Raw genomic sequence first — 16,407 nt, 5'->3', positions numbered from 1 at the left:
ACCCCGACCCGATCCCGACTCCGACTCCGACTCCGACTCCGAACGATCACCCGACTACTGACATGCAAACCAACCCGCTGCTGCCCGGCAACCACCCCCTGCGCGAGTCCATCCAGGAAGAGATCCATACCCGTTTCTACGAGCCCCTGGATCCGCCGGCACGGGTCTCCTGGCTGACCCTGCTGAGCCCGCGCGAAGCCATCGACCGGGAACGTGAATGTGTCGCCGATCTGTGCCGGCGGCACGGAATCGAGCCCCCGCTGAACGGCGAGAACTTCGTAGCCGTGGACCTGGGCGAGTTCCGCCTGCGCTGGGAACGCCACAACGAATTCTCCACCTGGGCGTTCTTCGTTGTGAACGAACCCCGGCAGGAACCGTTTACCCATCCCGCCATCCATCGGGTGCCCATCGACTGGCTGACCGGCCTGCCGGGGGAGACCATTGCCGCCATCCACCTGGAGCTGGAGCCGCGCGAGGCTCCGGTGCGCAGCATGCAGGAGCTGGGCGAACTGTTCGCCCCCTACTCGTTCGCCGGCAACGGCGTCTCCGGCGGCGACGGTCGGGTGTTCAGCGATTTTCGTGTGCGCGAGGACGGCTTTGAGCGCTTCCTGGTACGCGACGTGGACCTCTCCCGCCGTCAGGCCGGGCGCCTGGTGCAGCGCGTCCTCGAACTGGAGACCTATCGCCTGATGGCCCTGCTGGCACTGCCGCTGGCACGCGAACTGATGCCCGAGCTCAACGAACTGGAAGGCCGCCTCAACGACATCAACGACGAAATGGCCGGGATCTCCGAATATTTCCACGGCACGGACCGCGAACAGCGGCTGCTGGCCGCGCTGTCCGACCTGGCCGCCGATGTCGAGCGCATGGGCAGCCACACGGCGACCCGCTTCCACGCCGCACGCGCCTACGCCTCCATGGTGGACAAGCGCGCCGAGGAACTGCGCCCGGTGCGTATCCCGGGCCTGCAGACCCTGTGCGAATACCTCGGCCGCCGCCTTGACCCGGCCATGCGCACCTGCCGCTCGCAGGACGAAAGGCTCAACAACCTCGCGACCCGGATTCACCGCACCACCTCCATGCTGCGGACCCGCGTGGACGTCGCCGTGGAAAACCAGAACCGGGACCTGCTGCGCTCCATGAACCGGCGCGCCCATCTGCAGCTGCGCCTGCAGGAGACCGTCGAAGGGCTTTCGGTGGTGGTGATCTCCTATTATCTGACCAGCCTGCTGGCCTATTTCCTGCGCGGGATGGACGATGCCGGCACCCTGCCGATCCCGGTCAACATCGCCATCGGCGCCACGGTGCCGGTGGTGGTTGGCGGAGTATGGTTTGCCCAGCGCCGCATGCGCGCGCGCATCACCGCCAGTCACGGCGACGACGGACGCCAATGACGGCGAACAGGATTCCCGTCGCATGATGCCGTGTTCACACGTCTGTAACACGCCTGTTATGCAATGCGGTCATCACGCAACCGGAGGCCGACATGGCTGTTTCGATCCTGCTTGTGGAGGATGACCTCGCCATCCGCGAGATGCTCCGCCTGCCCCTCAATCGGGCCGGCTACGATCTGCGCGAGGCAGGCGACGTCCGCAGCGCGCGCACCGACCTGCTCCAGGAGCCGCCCGATCTGGTCCTGCTGGACTGGATGCTGCCGGACATCAGCGGGCTCGACTGGGCCCGAGAACTCAAGGCCAGCCCCGTCACCAAGGACATCCCGGTGATCATGCTGACCGCGCGCGGCGAGGAAGAAGACCGCGTCCGCGGGCTGGACGTGGGCGCCGATGACTACATCGTCAAACCGTTTTCGCCGCGCGAGCTGGTGGCGCGGATCAAGGCCGTCCTCCGGCGCACCACGCCCACCAGCTCGGAGGAGCCTGTGGAATTCCGCGGTCTGGCGCTCGATCCTGTCTCGCACCGGGTCAGCGGCAACGGGCAACCGGTCAGCCTGGGCCCCACCGAATACAACCTGCTGCACTTCTTCATGACCCACCCCGACCGGGTCTTCACCCGCGAGCAGCTGCTGGACAAGGTCTGGGGCACCAACGTCTACGTGGAGGAACGCACCGTGGACGTCCATATCCGTCGCCTGCGCAAGGCCCTGGCCGAAACCGGACACGACGTCCTGGTGCAGACGGTGCGAGGCTCCGGTTATCGTTTCTCCGACCAGCCCTGACCGGATCCGCCCCTTGCAGCCCCCCTTCAATCCCTGGCCACGGGTTATTGCCCGCAACCTGCTCGCCGGCCTGATCATTCTCGGCACCGGATGGACCCTGGGCTACCCGTGGATCACCGCGACGGCCCTGCTGACCGCCGCGCTGGGCTGGAACCTCCTGCAACTCTACCGGCTGGAAAACTGGGCCCGTCGCGGCGGCCGCAGCGAGCCGCCCGATGCCCGCGGCATATGGGGCGAGATCTTCACCAACCTGCACCAGCGCCGCCAGCGGCGACTGCGCCGGGTGGCCGGACTGCGGCGCACGCTGGAGCGCTACCGCGACTCGGCCAGCGCCCTTCCCGACGCGGTGGTGGTCCTCAACCCCGAGCACCGGATCGAATGGGCGAACCCCACCGCCGCGCGCCTGCTGGATCTGGAATGGCCGGCCGACGAGGGCCGCCGCATCACCCACCTGGTGCGCCATCCGGATTTCCTGCGCTTCATGGATCCCGCCAGCGCGCCGCAGGAGAGCCTCAACATGCCGTCGCCGCTGGATGCGAACCGGCGACTGGAGATCCGTCTGGTGCCCTACGGCGAGCACCAGTACCTGCTGCTGGCGCGCGACACCACGCACCTGCACCGTCTGGAGGTGATGCGCCGGGATTTCATCGCCAACGTGTCCCATGAACTGCGCACCCCGCTGACCGTGCTCTACGGCGTGGCCGAAACCCTCGAGGACGAACTGGTCGACCAGCCGGAACTGATGGATTCGGTACGCCTGCTGCGCGAACAGTCCGAGCGCATGAAACTGCTGGTGGACGACCTGCTGATGCTCTCGCGCCTGGAGACCGGGTCGGAACAGGGCGAGCAGACCTGGTTCAATCCGACCAAGATGCTGCGCAATCTGATCGACGAGGCCGAACTGCTGTCCGGCGACCGCGGCCACCACCTGGCACTGGACGCCGAGCCCGATCTGGAGATCCTCGGCACCGAGACCGAGTTGCGATCGGCCTTCGCCAACCTGCTGTTCAATGCCATCAAGTACACCCCGGCAGGCACCCGGGTCACTCTGAGCTGGTCCGCAACCGACGACGGCGGCGCTACCCTCGCCGTGGACGACAACGGTCCCGGCATCGCCAGCCACCATCTGGAGAGGCTGACCGAGCGTTTCTACCGCGTGGATGACGCCCGCAGCCAGGATCGCGGCGGCACCGGCCTGGGCCTGGCCATCGTCAAGCACGTGCTGCTGCGCCACCAGGGACAGCTGCAGATCGACAGCGAACTGGGCGTCGGCAGCCGCTTCAGTTGCCATTTCCCGCCGCATGCGGTGCGGCGCTGCGAAAACTGAACTCAGATCAACCAGGTCGTGCCGAGACGCAGCTCCGGGGCAGCCCCGGGGATCAGGTCCATCAACGCCCAGCCAAAGACCAGCGTGATGAACGCCCCGGAGAACAGCGTGGCCGCCCACAGGCCGATCCGGTTGCCGCGTTTCAGTCCCAGCAATTCGCGCAGAGCCACATACAGCAGCGCAAGGCTGTACAGGATCAGGGCCAGCGCGAGACCGTTGCCCCAGGGCCAGGGGAACGCCGCGACCACGTTGCCCAGCCACGCCGGGACCAGCCCCAGAGTCACGGCCATGGCGGCCCGCTCGGGACCCGTCGGCCCCTGGAACAGCTCCACCAGGTAGTGAGCCGACAGGGTCAGCCCCGCGACCCCCACCGTCATCGCCAGCACGCTGTAGACGCCGAAGCCCACCGGATCCGGAACGGACTCGGGAGGCAGCGCGGGCGGCATCAGCCCGTAAAGCCATTGACTGAGGATGACGCTGGTCAGCACCAGGGGCAGAGAGAAACGCAGGAACACGGCCTGCCACGAAGGCAGCGGACCGTGACCGGCGAGCGAGCGCAGCACCGGTCCCGGACGCACCAGGACACGGGCGGCCAGGGGCCAGACGCGAAGGGGACGATCAGCTTTCATGGGTGCACTGTATGAAGCGCCGATGACAATCCCGTTACAGCCCCCTGTCATGCTTCTGTCACGTCGCCGTCACCAAACTGCAAGCATGGCTCCCGATAATCCGGCATCAAGGACCCACCGGTCCGACGCACCGTCAAGCAAGCACGAGGGAGTGACCCATGCTGTTCAAGCGTAGTGTTCTGGCCGCCGCCGCGGCCGCCGCCCTTGCCGTCACACCGGCGATGGCCGATGTCGACCCGGATCTGCCGGCCTACCAGACCGTCAGCGGCATCTCCGGAAACCTGTCCAGCGAAGGCTCGGACACCCTGAACAACCTGATGGCGCTGTGGGCCGAGGAGTTCCAGGACTTCTACCCCAACGTCAACATCCAGATCCAGGGTGCCGGCACCTCCACCGCCCCGCCCGCCCTGACCGAGGGCACGGCCGACTTCGGCCCGATGTCGCGCCAGCCGCGCGACAGCGAGCAGGCCTCGTTCGAGCAGCGCCACGGCTACGAGATGACCCTGGTGCCGGTGGCCATCGACTCCATCGCGGTGTTCGTGAACCGCGACAATCCGATCGAGGGGATGTCGATCGAACAGGTGGACGCGGCGTTCTCGTCCACCCGCCGCTGCGGCGGTGCCGAGGACATCAACCGCTGGGGCCAGCTCGGCCTGGAAGGCTCCTGGGCCAACCGCGACATCACCATCTACGGGCGTAACGCGGTCTCCGGCACCTACGGGTACTTCCGCCAGCACGCCCTGTGCGACGGTGACTTCAAGAATGCCGTGAACGAGCAGCCGGGTTCCGCCTCGGTCGTCCAGGGTGTCGCCGAGTCCCTCAACGGCATCGGCTACTCCGGCATCGGCTACAACACCTCCGGTGTCCGCGCCATCGCCCTCGGCGAGAGCGAGGATGCCCTGTACGAGCCGACTGCCGAGAACGCCGCTTCCGGCGACTACCCCCTGTCGCGCTTCCTCTACGTCGCGGTCAACAACCACCCGGAAGACGGCCTCGCCCCGCGCCAGGCCGAGTTCCTGAAGATGGTGCTGTCGAAGGAAGGCCAGGAGGTCGTGGTGCGCGACGGCTTCGTCCCGCTGCCCGAGACGGTCGCCAAGCGCCAGCGCGAGGCCCTCGGCCTCGAATAACCGGCGCACCTCCCGCAATGGGGAGGCATCAGGGCCCGGACAATGTCCGGGCCTTTTTCGTTTATGCCCCTGAGCACGAGCCGCTGCGCGTTCAAATGCCTGTCACCGCAGTGTCATCGGACTGTCACAACGCGCCCTTAGGATCCCTGCCAACGACCGTCACGCGCCCGTCGATATTTCAGGGGAACCGAATGCCCGGCACCATCGCGAACACCACCCTCGACCGCTTCCAGCGCTGGCGCCGCGCCAAGGACACCTCGGCCCGCTACCTGATCGGATTTTTCGGGCTGGCCGTGATCGGCGCCCTGACCCTGATGTTCGTCTACCTCCTGAGCGAAACCCTGCCGATGTTCCAGGGCGCCTCGCTGGAGGAACGCGCGGCCTACGATGCACCCGGCGGGGCCGACACCGGGACCATCCACCTGGCGGTCAATCGGCATCGCGAAATGGCCGTGCGCCTGACCGAGGACCGTCGGGCGGTCTTCTTCCGCCCGTACAGCGGCGAGGTGGTACGCGAACAGCCGCTGCCGATCCCGGATGACGTACGGGTCACCAGTTTCAGCATGGCCGAACCGCGCACGCGCCTGGTCGCGGCCGGCCTGGACAACGGCCAGGTGCTGGCCATCGAATACGAATACAACGAACGCTTCACGCCGCAGGGTCGCGAATACGATCCGGGCCTGGTGTACCCCCTGGGAGACGAGGATTCGGCGCTGCTGGACGTGGATTCCGAGGGCCGGGCCATTGACGTGGTCGGCATCCAGCGAGGCTCCAGCGGCGTGCGGGTGGCCGCGGCCACCGAGGACGGTGACCTGCGACTGGTCAACTTCGAGGAACGCACCTCGATGATGACCGGCGAGACCGAGGTCACCCGTTCGGCCCACGACCTGCCCTCCCTGCCCGGGGACGCGACACCGACCCGCATCCTGGTCGACATTACCGGGCGCAACCTGATGGTGGGCGACGACCGGGGCCGGCTGCATTTCTACGACATCAGCACCCCGCGCAACGCCCGGCTCGTCGACAGCCAGCGCGTGGTGCGCGGGGACGACGCCGAGGTCACCTCGCTGGAATACATCCTGGGGACGGTCTCCATCGTGGTCGGGGGCTCGGATGGCTCGGTCGCTCAGTACATGCTGGTGCGCGACGAGGACAACGTGAACCGCATCACCCGCGTCCGCGACTTCCCGCAACATGCCGATGCGGTCACCAACACCCAGCCGGAATACATCCGCAAGGGGTTCGCCACCACCGATGCCTCGGGCGCCCTGGCGGTCCATTACCCGACCTCGCAGCGCACCCTGCTCCAGCAAACGTTCAGCGACCGTCCCCTCTACCGCGCGTACATCGACCCGCGCAATCGCATGCTGATCGCGATCGACGACGCCGAGAGCTGGTTCGTGAACGACCTGTCCAACCCGCACCCGGAAGTCTCCTTCCACGTGCTGTGGCAAAAGGTCTGGTACGAGGGCCGTTCCGGCGGCGACTACGTGTGGCAGTCGTCATCCGCCACCGACGAATTCGAACCCAAGTTCTCGCTGGTGCCGCTGACCCTCGGCACGGTCAAGGCCGCCTTCTACGCCATGCTGTTCGCCACCCCGCTGGCCATCATGGGGGCGATCTACAGCGCATATTTCATGTCGAGCCGCATGCGCGGCCTGACCAAGCCCTGCATCGAACTGATGGAGGCCCTGCCGACCGTCATCCTGGGCTTCCTCGCGGGCCTGTGGCTGGCCCCGTTCATCGAGGCGAATCTGCCCGCGGTAGCCAGCATCCTGATCCTGCTCCCGCTGGCCATGCTGGTGATGGCCTTCGTCTGGACGCGGGTCCTGCCGGAGGGCGTACGCCGTGCGATCCCCGCAGGCTGGGAAGCCGCGATCCTGATCCCGGTGATCCTCCTGGTGGGCTGGTTCGCGGTGTTCATCAGCCCGCATCTGGAAATCTGGATGTTCAACGGAGATGCCCGTCAGTGGCTGACCGACGCCGGCTACACCTACGACCAGCGCAACGCCCTGGTGATCGGCATCGCGATGGGTTTCGCGGTGATCCCGACCATCTACTCGATCTCCGAGGATGCGGTCTTCAACGTGCCCAGGCACCTCACCCAGGGCTCGCTGGCGCTGGGCGCCACCCCGTGGCAGACGGTGGTGCGCGTGGTGCTGCTGACCGCCAGCCCGGGGATCTTCTCGGCGGTGATGATCGGCTTCGGCCGCGCCGTCGGCGAGACCATGATCGTGCTGATGGCGACCGGCAACTCCCCGGTGGTCAACTTCAACATCTTCGAGGGCATGCGCACGCTCTCCGCGAACATCGCGGTGGAGATGCCCGAGACCGCGGTGGGCGGCACCCATTACCGCATCCTGTTCCTGGCCGCGCTGGTCCTGTTCGCCCTCACCTTCACGGTGAACACCATCGCCGAGATCGTGCGCCAGCGCCTGCGGAACAAATACAGCACCCTGTAAGGAACAACGATGAAACACTGGTTCCAGTCCGGCACCCCGTGGATCTGGCTGAATGCCGGGGCAATCGCCGCCTCCCTGGTGATGGTCTTCGGGCTGATCACCATGATCGCGGTGAATGGCCTGTCGTTCTTCTGGCCGTCCGAGGTCATCGAGTTCGAATACCAGCCCGCGGCTGACAGTGAGCCGCGGGGCGTGATGGGCGAGATCGCACGTTCGGAGACCATGACCGCCCAGGCCGCGCGGGAAGCCGGCTTTCAGGTGCCGGAGGGTCAGGAAATCGTCGTGCGCCACCTGATCAAGCGCGGCAACCGCGACCTGGATTCACGCGACTTCCGCTGGTATCTCGAAGACGCGATGTCCGAACGCCGCACCCCGCGCGACGCCGTGGTGCTGGAACGCCTGCAATGGGGTGACTTCTTCGGCTTCATCCGGGAATACCGCGAGGACGGCGAGACCGTGGCCGAAGGGGAAGCGGCACGCACCGCCTTCGAACAACGCATCCGGGAGACCCGCGATCTGGTGCAGCAGCTCGAACGCATCGAGCGGGTCGAGATCGGTCAGGTCAATCATCAGATGGAACGGGTGCGGCTCGACCGTCGCGGCCTCGAACGGGACACCTCGCTACCGGAGGAACAGCGCGCGCAGCGCCACCAGGAACTCGACGAGGAACAGGCGGCCCTGGACGCCGAATACGCCGAGCTGGAATCCGAACGCAACGCCCTGCGCGAGGAAGTCGCCCGTTACGCCATCGTGCTGGAGACCGCCGATGGCCAGCGCACCACCCTCGCGCTGTCGCAGATCGTGAACGCCTGGTGGCCGAACGACATGAGCACGGCCGCGAAGCTGCGCCACTACGTCGGCAGTTTCCGGGACTTCATGACCGGCTACCCGCGCGAGGCGAATACCGAGGGCGGCATCCTGCCGGCGATCTTCGGCACCGTGCTGATGGTAATCCTGATGTCGATCGTGGTGACCCCGTTCGGCGTGCTCGCCGCGATCTACCTGCGCGAATACGCGAAACAGGGCCCGCTGGTGCGCATCATCCGCATCTCGGTGAACAACCTGGCCGGGGTACCGTCGATCGTGTTCGGGGTGTTCGGCCTGGGCTTCTTCGTGTATCTGGTCGGCGGCAACATCGACCAGCTCTTCTTCCAGGATGCCCTGCCCTCGCCCACCTTCGGTTCGCCGGCGATCATCTGGGCATCGCTGACCCTCGCCCTGCTGACCCTGCCGGTGGTGATCGTCTCCACCGAGGAGGGCCTGACACGGATCGGCAGCAGCGTACGCCACGGTTCCCTGTCGCTGGGCGCCACCAAGGCCGAGACCCTGTGGCGGCTGATCGTGCCGCTGTCCGCGCCGGCCATGATGACCGGCCTGATCCTCGCGGTGGCGCGCGCCGCAGGCGAGGTCGCACCGCTGATGCTGGTGGGCGTGGTCAAGCTCGCGCCCAACCTGCCGGTGGACGGCACCTTCCCCTATCTGCACCTGGACCGTGCCTTCATGCACCTCGGCTACCACATCTACGACGTGGGCTTCAAAAGCCCGAACGTCGAGGCCGGCCGGCCGCTGGTGTACGCCACGGCCCTGATCCTGGTGCTGCTGATCGTCGTCCTGAACCTGACCGCCATTTCCATCCGCAACCATCTGCGCGAGAAATACCGCGCGGAAAGCGACTGAGACGCGATCGGCGTCGAACCCCATTCGCCACGGAGTACCCGAAATGAGTGACACCCGGACCCACGCCGTCAACCTGCCCCAGGAGCAGGCCCCGCGCGACCTGAACATCGATCGCGAAGACATCTGCCTGACCGCAGAAGACCTGAAGCTGTACTACGGCGACGACCAGGCGCTCAAGGGGATCGACATCCGCATCCCGAAGAACCGGATCACCGCCTTCATCGGACCGTCCGGCTGCGGCAAGTCCACCTTCCTGCGCTGCTTCAACCGCATGAACGACCTGATCGACGTCGCCCGCATCGAAGGCACCATCCGCCTCGACGGCGAGGACATCTACGGTGCCAACGTGGACGTACCCGAGCTGCGCCGCCGGGTCGGCATGGTGTTCCAGAAGCCCAATCCCTTCCCCAAGTCGATCTACGAGAACGTGGCCTACGGCCTGCGCCTGCAGGGCGTGAAGAATCGGCGCCGCCTCGACGACGTGGTGGAAAAGTCCCTGCGCCGCGCGGCCCTGTGGGACGAGGTCAAGGACCGCCTGCACGAGAACGCCTTCGGCCTGTCCGGCGGCCAGCAGCAGCGCCTGGTGATCGCCCGGGCGATCGCCATCGACCCCGAGGTGCTGCTGCTGGACGAGCCCTGCTCGGCGCTGGACCCGCTGGCCACGCTCAAGATCGAGGAACTGATGATCGAGCTGAAGAAGGACTACACGCTGGTCATCGTCACCCACAACATGCAGCAGGCCGCGCGCGTATCCGACTACACCGCCTTCATGTACATGGGCGAACTGATCGAATACGCCGACACCGACACCCTGTTCACCTCGCCCGCGAATAAGCAGACCGAGGACTACATCACCGGCCGCTTCGGCTGAGGAGCCCCCACGCCATGGACAAGAGTTTCTTCAAGCAGCACATCTCCCAGCAGTTCAACGAGGAGCTGGAAGACATCATCAAGCGCGTGATGGAAATGGGCGGACTGGTGGAACAGCAGCTTGCCGATGCGGTGAACGCCATGGTCGAAGGCGACACCGAACAGGCCGAGACCGTGATCACCACCGACTACCGCATCAACGCGCTGGAGGTCGAGATCGACGAGCAGTGCACCCACATCCTCGCCCGGCGCCAGCCCACCGCCTCCGACCTGCGTCTGGTGATCGCGGTGATCAAGACCATCACCGATCTCGAACGCATGGGTGACGAGGCCGAGCGCATCGGCCGCATGGGCCTGCATCTGCTCGAAGCCGACCGCCAGACCGCCCCGATGAGCGATCTCGCGGAAATGGGCGAACACGTGCGCCACATGACCCGTGGCGCGCTGGACGCCTTCGCCCGCATGGACACCGAACAGGCCGTGCGCGTTGCCCAGCAGGATATCCAGATCGACAGCCTGTACGAATCCGTCACCCACAAGCTGATGAAACAGATGACCGCCGCCCCCGACGCGGTCCCCCGCCTGATGGACATCGTCTGGGCCACCCGCTCCCTGGAACGCATCGGCGACCGCGCCCGCAACATCTGCGAATACGTCGTCTACTTCGTCAAGGGCAAGAACGTGCGTCACACCAGCTACGAACAGATGGCCGCCGAAGCCACCGGCGACCGGCGCTGACCGATTCCGGGCCGACGCTCAGTCGCGCCCGCCTCGGCCGATGAGGTTGAGGAATTCGCGCCGGGTGCGCGAGTCCTCGCGGAAGGCGCCGAGCATGACCGAGGTGGCCATGGAGGAATGCTGCTTTTCCACCCCGCGCATGGTCATGCACATGTGGCGCGCGTCCACCACCACGCCCACGCCCTTGGCCTGGGTGACCTGCTGCAGGGCCTCGGCGATCTGACGCGTCAGGTTTTCCTGGATCTGCAGGCGGGCGGCGAACATGTCGACGATGCGTGCGATCTTGGACAGGCCGATCACCTTGCCGTCCGGCAGGTAGGCCACGTGCACCTTGCCGATGATCGGCAGCACGTGGTGCTCGCACAGCGAATACAGCTCGATGTCGCGCAGCAGAACCATCTCGTCGTTGTCGGAGGTGAACAGTGCCCCGTTCACGATGGTGTCCAGGTCCTGCTCGTAGCCGCGGGTCAGGTACTGCATCGCCTTCGCGGCACGCAGCGGGGTGTCCTTCAGGCCCTCGCGTTCCGGGTCCTCGCCGAGCCCGGCCAGGATCTCGCGGTAGTGCCCGGCCAGTTCGCTGGCCGGCGTGCGGTTATCGGGTTCCTCGTCGCTGTGCGAGTCGCTGTGCGAAGCGGCATCCATCATGTTCTCCTTGGATCAGAGCGGATCGGATCAACCGACCGTGACCGCCCCCAGGCCCGCGGCCAGGGAGAGGATCGCGCCGGTGGTCAGCACCATGCGCAGGGTCAGATAGCCCGGCGGCAGTCGCCGGTCACGCAGGCTCAGCCGGTCCACCCACAACACGCCCAGGAACAGGACCGCCAGGGTCATGATCGCCTCGGGCAACGGTTGCAGGACCGCCAGCCAGGCCAGCACGGGCGGGATGACCGCCCAGGCAGGGCCCGAAAGCGGCCCCACGCGATGGGAACGGTCCGCCAGGTGGATGCCCCAGTGGATCGCCCCCAGAAACGCCAGAATGACCGCACCATATAGCGCCAGCGCGTTGAGTGCGAAAGCCTGCCATTCCGGATGGGCGATCCATGCCCCTGCCCCGAAGAACACGAACGGGATCAGTCCGCCGGCGCCCAGCACCGTCAGGACCGGGTCTCGCGCGTCGGTCCGTGACGTGTCCGGCGTGGCATCGCCCAGCCAGGCGCGCAGTTCGGGCACCCCGCCCAGGGCGCCTTCCCGCGTGACCACCAGGGGCAGGATGCGCATGCCGGTGGCCTGCTGCAACTGGTGGAACGCCGCGCGGTTCCCGGCCGACCCCATGCCCCATTCCAGGCGGGTCCACTCGCCGGGCCGCTGCTGGTCCAGCAGGGCCTCCGCTTCGCGGGTGTCGCTGAGACCGGAGGTCACCAGCACGATCGGGTATTCCTCCAGTGCGCGGCGCACCGGTTCGGGCCAGTCGGGGTTGGTCTCCGCCATGCTCGTCTCCTTCGGCGTCATTTACAGCCATTGTACAGGTATTGTATAAGATCGATATCGACCCCGGCCGCTGGAGAGCCCGGACATGCAAAGACAGCGCATCGCCGTCATCGGCGGCGGTATTGCCGGACTCGCCTCGGCCTGGATCCTGCAGCAGCGCCACGATGTTCGGCTGTTCGAACAGGCGCCGCAGCTCGGGGGCCATGCGCATACCGTGGATGTGGCCGACCCCGAGGGGCCGACCGCCATCGACACCGGGTTCGTGGTCTATAACCAACGCAACTATCCCCTGCTCACCCGCCTTTTCGCGGAGCTGGCCGTCGAGACCCGTCCCACGGACATGAGCTTTGCCTGTTCACAACAACCCGCCGGGCTGGAATATGCCGGCAACGACCTGAACACCCTGTTCGCCCAGCGCACCAATCTGTTGCGTCCGCGGTTCCTGCGCATGGTCGCCGATATCCTGCGCTTCAACCGCCTGGGGCACGAACTGAATGCACGGCAGGAGATGCCGGAGGGCACGCTGGGCGAGTTCCTGGCCCGTCATCGCCTGGGGCGCGGCTTCACCGAAGACTATCTGCTGCCGATGGGCGCGGCCATCTGGTCGTGTCCGCCGGCGCGCATCCGCGAATTCCCGGCGGCCAGCTTCCTGCGCTTCTTCCTCAATCATGGTCTGCTGGATCTGCGCGACCGCCCGCAGTGGCGCACGGTGGTCGGCGGTTCGCGCAGCTACGTCCGGCGTCTGGCGCAGCGTCTGGCCCCCGGCTCGGTGTCGCACGGCGCGGTATCCGCCGTGGAGGCCCGCGCCTCGCAGTGGCGGGTGCACGGACCCGGAGAACCCGAAGAGTTCGACCGCGTGGTGTTCGCCTGCCACGCGGGCGATGCCCGCCGGCTGCTGGACGGCGGCCCTGCGGCCACCCGCGCCCGCCTGGCCGCCTGCCAGTTTCAGGAAAACCGCGCCCTGCTGCATACCGACGCCCGGCTGATGCCGCGCTCCCGGCGGGTCTGGTCTTCGTGGAACTACCTTTCTCGCGCACGCACAACCGGCGAACGCGGCGTCTCGGTATCCTACTGGATGAACGCCCTGCACCGGCTGCAGCGTCGCGAGAACTACATCGTCAGCCTCAACCCCCTGTACGACCCGCATCCTTCGCTGACCCTGGGCGAGTTCCTGTGGGAACACCCGGTGATGGACGCACCGGCCGAACGGGCGCGTGCTGCACTGGCCGAACACCAGGGCGAGGACGGCCTGTATTTTGCCGGGGCGTGGATGGGCGACGGTTTTCACGAGGACGGCCTGCGTTCGGCACGGAGCGTGGGGCGCGCACTGGGAGTGGAAATGCCCTGGGCGGCGGGTTCCGAACCCCTGGCTGTTCCCCGGGCGGACACCGGGTGGCCTGCGGGAACCTCCGTTCCCGCCGTGACGGGACAAACCTGATGGATGCCGCCCTGCTTCCCGGCCATGTCATGCACCGTCGCCTGCACGAGCCGGACTACCGTTTTCGCTACCGGGTGGTGAGCGCGCTGTTCGACATCGACCGGATCGAAGATCTGGCGCGCAACCGCCGCTGGTTCTCGCTGGATCGCTTCAATCTGTTCAGCCTGCATACCCGGGACCACGGCCGCCGCGATGGCACGCCCTGGCGGCCGTGGGTCGAGGCCCGGCTGCGCGAGGGCGGACTGGAGCCGGATGGCGGCGCGATCCTTCTGCAGGCCACGCCCCGGGTCCTCGGCCATGCCTTCAACCCCCTGAGCATCTGGTACTGCCATCACATCGACGGGCGTCTGCAGGCCGTTTTGCTGGAAGTCCGCAACACCTTCGGCCAGCATCACCATTATCTGCTGCCGGCCGGAGACAGCGCGGGGGGCATGCTGCGCGGGGAGAAGGACAAGGTGTTTCACGTCTCGCCGTTCATCGATATGGACGCACGCTACGCGTTCGCCGTGACCGCGCCCGAACTGCGCGAAGGCAGCTCGATGCGCGTGGCGATCCGCGAATACCAGGACGACCGGCTGCTGCTGGTCGCCACCCAGAACGGGCATGTCCGTCCGATGACCGACGCCGCCCTGCTGCTCCAGTGGGCCCGCATGCCCTGGATGACCCTCCAGGTCCTGTTCCTGATCCACTGGCAGGCCCTGAAGATCTGGTGGCGCGGCGGGCGCTATCACCCGCGCCCCGACCCGCCCGAAAAGGAGATGAGCTGATGGAACTGCAACGCAGCGAACGGCTTCCTGCCATGTCCCGGTCCGCGGCCAGCCGGGCCCTGGATCTGCTGGCGCGACGTATCCATGGACTGGACCACGGTCACCTGACCCTGATCGGTCCGCATGGCGAACGCCGCGAGATCGCCGGGCAGGGCCCGGGCAGCGAAGCGGTCTGGCACCTGCGGCGGCCGTGGGCCACGCTTGTGCGACTGGCCCGCCACGGCGACATCGGCTTCGCCGAGGGTTTCATCAACGGCGAATGGACCACGCCCGATCTGCATGCCCTGCTGCGTCTGGCGATGGAGAACGAGCACCGGCTCGGCCACGTCTACCAGCGCCCCGCCTGGCAACGCGGAGTGGATGCCCTGCGCCACTGGCTGCGGCGCAACTCGCGCCGGGGCAGCCGCGCCAATATCCGTTTCCATTACGATCTCGGCAACGACTTCTACCGCCTGTGGCTGGATCGCGGCATGGGCTACTCCGCCGCGCTGTTCTGTCGCAGCGACGAATCCCTGGAGCGCGCCCAGGAGCAGAAATACGAACGGCTGCTGACGCGCCTGGCTCCGGAACCCGGCGCCCACATCCTCGAGATCGGCTGTGGCTGGGGCGGCTTTGCGGAGTTCGCTGCCCGGCGCGGCTACCGGGTAACCGGCGTCACCCTGTCCGACGAGCAGCTGGAGTACGCCCGCGAGCGGATCCGGCAGGCGGGGCTGGCGGACCGGGTCGACCTGCGTCTGCAGGACTACCGCGAACTGAACGAGACCTTCGACCACGTCGTGTCCATCGAGATGTTCGAGGCCGTCGGCGAACGCTGGTGGTCCACCTGGTTCGAGCAGGTGCACCGCTGCCTGCGGCCCGGCGGGCGCGCCGCGGTTCAGGTTATTACCATCGAGGAAGCCGCGTTCGAGTATTACCGCCACAACGCGGACTTCATCCAGCTGTACGTGTTTCCCGGCGGCATGCTCCCGACCCCGGCGCGCTTCGGCGACGCGGCGGCCGCGGCCGGCCTTCAGGTCACCGAGCGCGCGTTCTTCGGTGCCGACTACGCCCGCACCCTGATGCACTGGTACCGTGAGGTCATGCGCACCCGGGGGGCCATCGAGGCCCTCGGTTACTCGCCGGCGTTTCTACGCATGTGGCGTTACTACCTGGCGTACTGCGAAATCGGTTTCAGCTCCGCTCGGGTCGACCTGATGCAGACCGTCATGGAACGCCCGGAACGCGGACTGCCTCACGGGCAGGAAACGCGAGTCTGAACTAGACTCTTCTGTCCGGCGTGGCCTTGGGTAACCGGCCACGAGGAGGAGGTGGTTATGTCCCAGCGCATCAACTTTCGGGAGGCCAGCTGGCCTGCCGACCGGGAGGCACTGTCCCTGATCCGCCGCGAAGTCTTCGTGGAGGAACAGCAGGTGCCCGAAGACCTTGAATTCGACGGCCTCGACGCCGGAGCCCTGCACTGGCTGGCGGAGGAACCGGGAGGCGAACCCATCGGCACCCTGCGCCTGTTGCCCAGCGGCCAGATCGGACGCATGGCCGTGCGCCAGCCCTGGCGTGGCCACGGAATCGGCTCGCATCTGCTCGAGTGCGCCCTGAGTGCAGCAATCCGGCATGGCTGGCGCGAGGTCTGGCTGAATGCCCAGGCGACTCGCCTGGGATTCTATGCCCGTCACGATTTCTTTATCATCAGTGACACGTTCGAGGATGCGGGCATCCCCCACCGGCGCATGCTGCGACGCATCCGGAATTCCATGGCCCGCGCCGGATAAGA

15 protein-coding genes are annotated in these 16,407 nt (G+C 66.9%); 12 read left to right on the top strand and 3 right to left on the bottom strand.

The annotated features are described in order from the left end of the window. Window positions 1-62 precede the first annotated feature (62 nt). From B1A74_RS05460 to phoR, 3 genes are all read left to right on the top strand, one after another. Window positions 63-1,394: a DUF3422 family protein gene (locus tag B1A74_RS05460; RefSeq protein ID WP_077244008.1), complete on the top strand. Its 1,332-nt coding sequence runs from the start codon at window positions 63-65 to the stop codon at window positions 1,392-1,394. Window positions 1,395-1,486: 92 nt separating this feature from the next. Then, a complete protein-coding gene (phoB, locus tag B1A74_RS05455; RefSeq protein WP_077244007.1) occupies window positions 1,487-2,176 on the top strand; it encodes a phosphate regulon transcriptional regulator PhoB in 690 nt (229 codons plus the stop codon). 13 nt (window positions 2,177-2,189) lie between these two features. After that, on the top strand, window positions 2,190-3,503 hold the full coding sequence (gene phoR / locus B1A74_RS05450; RefSeq protein ID WP_077244006.1) for a phosphate regulon sensor histidine kinase PhoR: 1,314 nt from the start codon (window positions 2,190-2,192) through the stop codon (window positions 3,501-3,503). A gap of 2 nt (window positions 3,504-3,505) precedes the next feature. On the opposite strand, the gene B1A74_RS05445 is transcribed toward phoR, so the two are convergent. After that, window positions 3,506-4,132: a YIP1 family protein gene (locus B1A74_RS05445; RefSeq protein ID WP_077244005.1), complete on the bottom strand. Its 627-nt coding sequence runs from the start codon at window positions 4,130-4,132 to the stop codon at window positions 3,506-3,508. A 158-nt stretch (window positions 4,133-4,290) separates the two neighbouring features. Between B1A74_RS05445 and B1A74_RS05440 the strand changes: the two genes are divergently transcribed. The 5 genes from B1A74_RS05440 to phoU all read left to right on the top strand — a co-directional run bounded on the left by B1A74_RS05440 (window position 4,291) and on the right by phoU (window position 11,006). Continuing rightward, window positions 4,291-5,259, top strand: a complete 969-nt coding sequence (locus B1A74_RS05440) for a PstS family phosphate ABC transporter substrate-binding protein (protein ID WP_018945909.1) — start codon at window positions 4,291-4,293, stop codon at window positions 5,257-5,259. 191 nt (window positions 5,260-5,450) lie between these two features. Continuing rightward, window positions 5,451-7,721, top strand: coding sequence for an ABC transporter permease subunit (locus tag B1A74_RS05435; protein WP_077244004.1), 2,271 nt, complete (start codon window positions 5,451-5,453; stop codon window positions 7,719-7,721). 9 nt (window positions 7,722-7,730) lie between these two features. Next, window positions 7,731-9,398, top strand: a complete 1,668-nt coding sequence (pstA, locus tag B1A74_RS05430; RefSeq protein WP_077244003.1) for a phosphate ABC transporter permease PstA — start codon at window positions 7,731-7,733, stop codon at window positions 9,396-9,398. Window positions 9,399-9,441: 43 nt separating this feature from the next. Further along, window positions 9,442-10,269, top strand: coding sequence for a phosphate ABC transporter ATP-binding protein PstB (gene pstB, locus B1A74_RS05425; RefSeq protein WP_077244002.1), 828 nt, complete (start codon window positions 9,442-9,444; stop codon window positions 10,267-10,269). 14 nt (window positions 10,270-10,283) lie between these two features. Then, the gene (gene phoU, locus B1A74_RS05420; protein ID WP_024328937.1) at window positions 10,284-11,006 is read left to right on the top strand and encodes a phosphate signaling complex protein PhoU; all 723 of its coding nucleotides are present in this window, start codon (window positions 10,284-10,286) and stop codon (window positions 11,004-11,006) included. Window positions 11,007-11,024: 18 nt separating this feature from the next. Here the strand turns inward: phoU and folE are convergent, their stop codons facing one another. Together folE and B1A74_RS05410 are read right to left on the bottom strand one after the other, a co-directional pair. Next, a complete protein-coding gene (gene folE / locus B1A74_RS05415; RefSeq protein WP_018869560.1) occupies window positions 11,025-11,648 on the bottom strand; it encodes a GTP cyclohydrolase I FolE in 624 nt (207 codons plus the stop codon). 30 nt (window positions 11,649-11,678) lie between these two features. Then, entirely contained in the window at window positions 11,679-12,434 is a 756-nt protein-coding gene (locus B1A74_RS05410; protein ID WP_077244001.1) for a DUF3429 domain-containing protein, read from the bottom strand. An 85-nt stretch (window positions 12,435-12,519) separates the two neighbouring features. Between B1A74_RS05410 and B1A74_RS05405 the strand changes: the two genes are divergently transcribed. The 4 genes from B1A74_RS05405 to B1A74_RS05390 are packed head-to-tail and all read left to right on the top strand — an operon-like array spanning window position 12,520 to window position 16,405. Then, window positions 12,520-13,872: an NAD(P)/FAD-dependent oxidoreductase gene (locus tag B1A74_RS05405; protein WP_077244000.1), complete on the top strand. Its 1,353-nt coding sequence runs from the start codon at window positions 12,520-12,522 to the stop codon at window positions 13,870-13,872. Continuing rightward, complete coding sequence (locus B1A74_RS05400) at window positions 13,872-14,639, top strand: DUF1365 domain-containing protein (protein ID WP_077243999.1); 768 nt, start codon at window positions 13,872-13,874, stop codon at window positions 14,637-14,639. Before B1A74_RS05405 ends, B1A74_RS05400 begins: the two co-directional genes overlap by 1 nt. Continuing rightward, window positions 14,639-15,895: an SAM-dependent methyltransferase gene (locus tag B1A74_RS05395; protein WP_077243998.1), complete on the top strand. Its 1,257-nt coding sequence runs from the start codon at window positions 14,639-14,641 to the stop codon at window positions 15,893-15,895. Before B1A74_RS05400 ends, B1A74_RS05395 begins: the two co-directional genes overlap by 1 nt. Before the next feature lie 57 nt (window positions 15,896-15,952). Continuing rightward, on the top strand, window positions 15,953-16,405 hold the full coding sequence (locus B1A74_RS05390) for a GNAT family N-acetyltransferase (protein ID WP_024328942.1): 453 nt from the start codon (window positions 15,953-15,955) through the stop codon (window positions 16,403-16,405). The last annotated feature ends 2 nt before the right edge of the window (window positions 16,406-16,407 follow it).

The sequence above is a fragment of the Thioalkalivibrio halophilus genome (genome assembly GCF_001995255.1).
In the GTDB taxonomy this organism is placed as follows: Bacteria; Pseudomonadota; Gammaproteobacteria; order Ectothiorhodospirales; family Ectothiorhodospiraceae; genus Thioalkalivibrio; species Thioalkalivibrio halophilus.
This window is presented reverse-complemented; position numbering and strand designations above follow the sequence as displayed.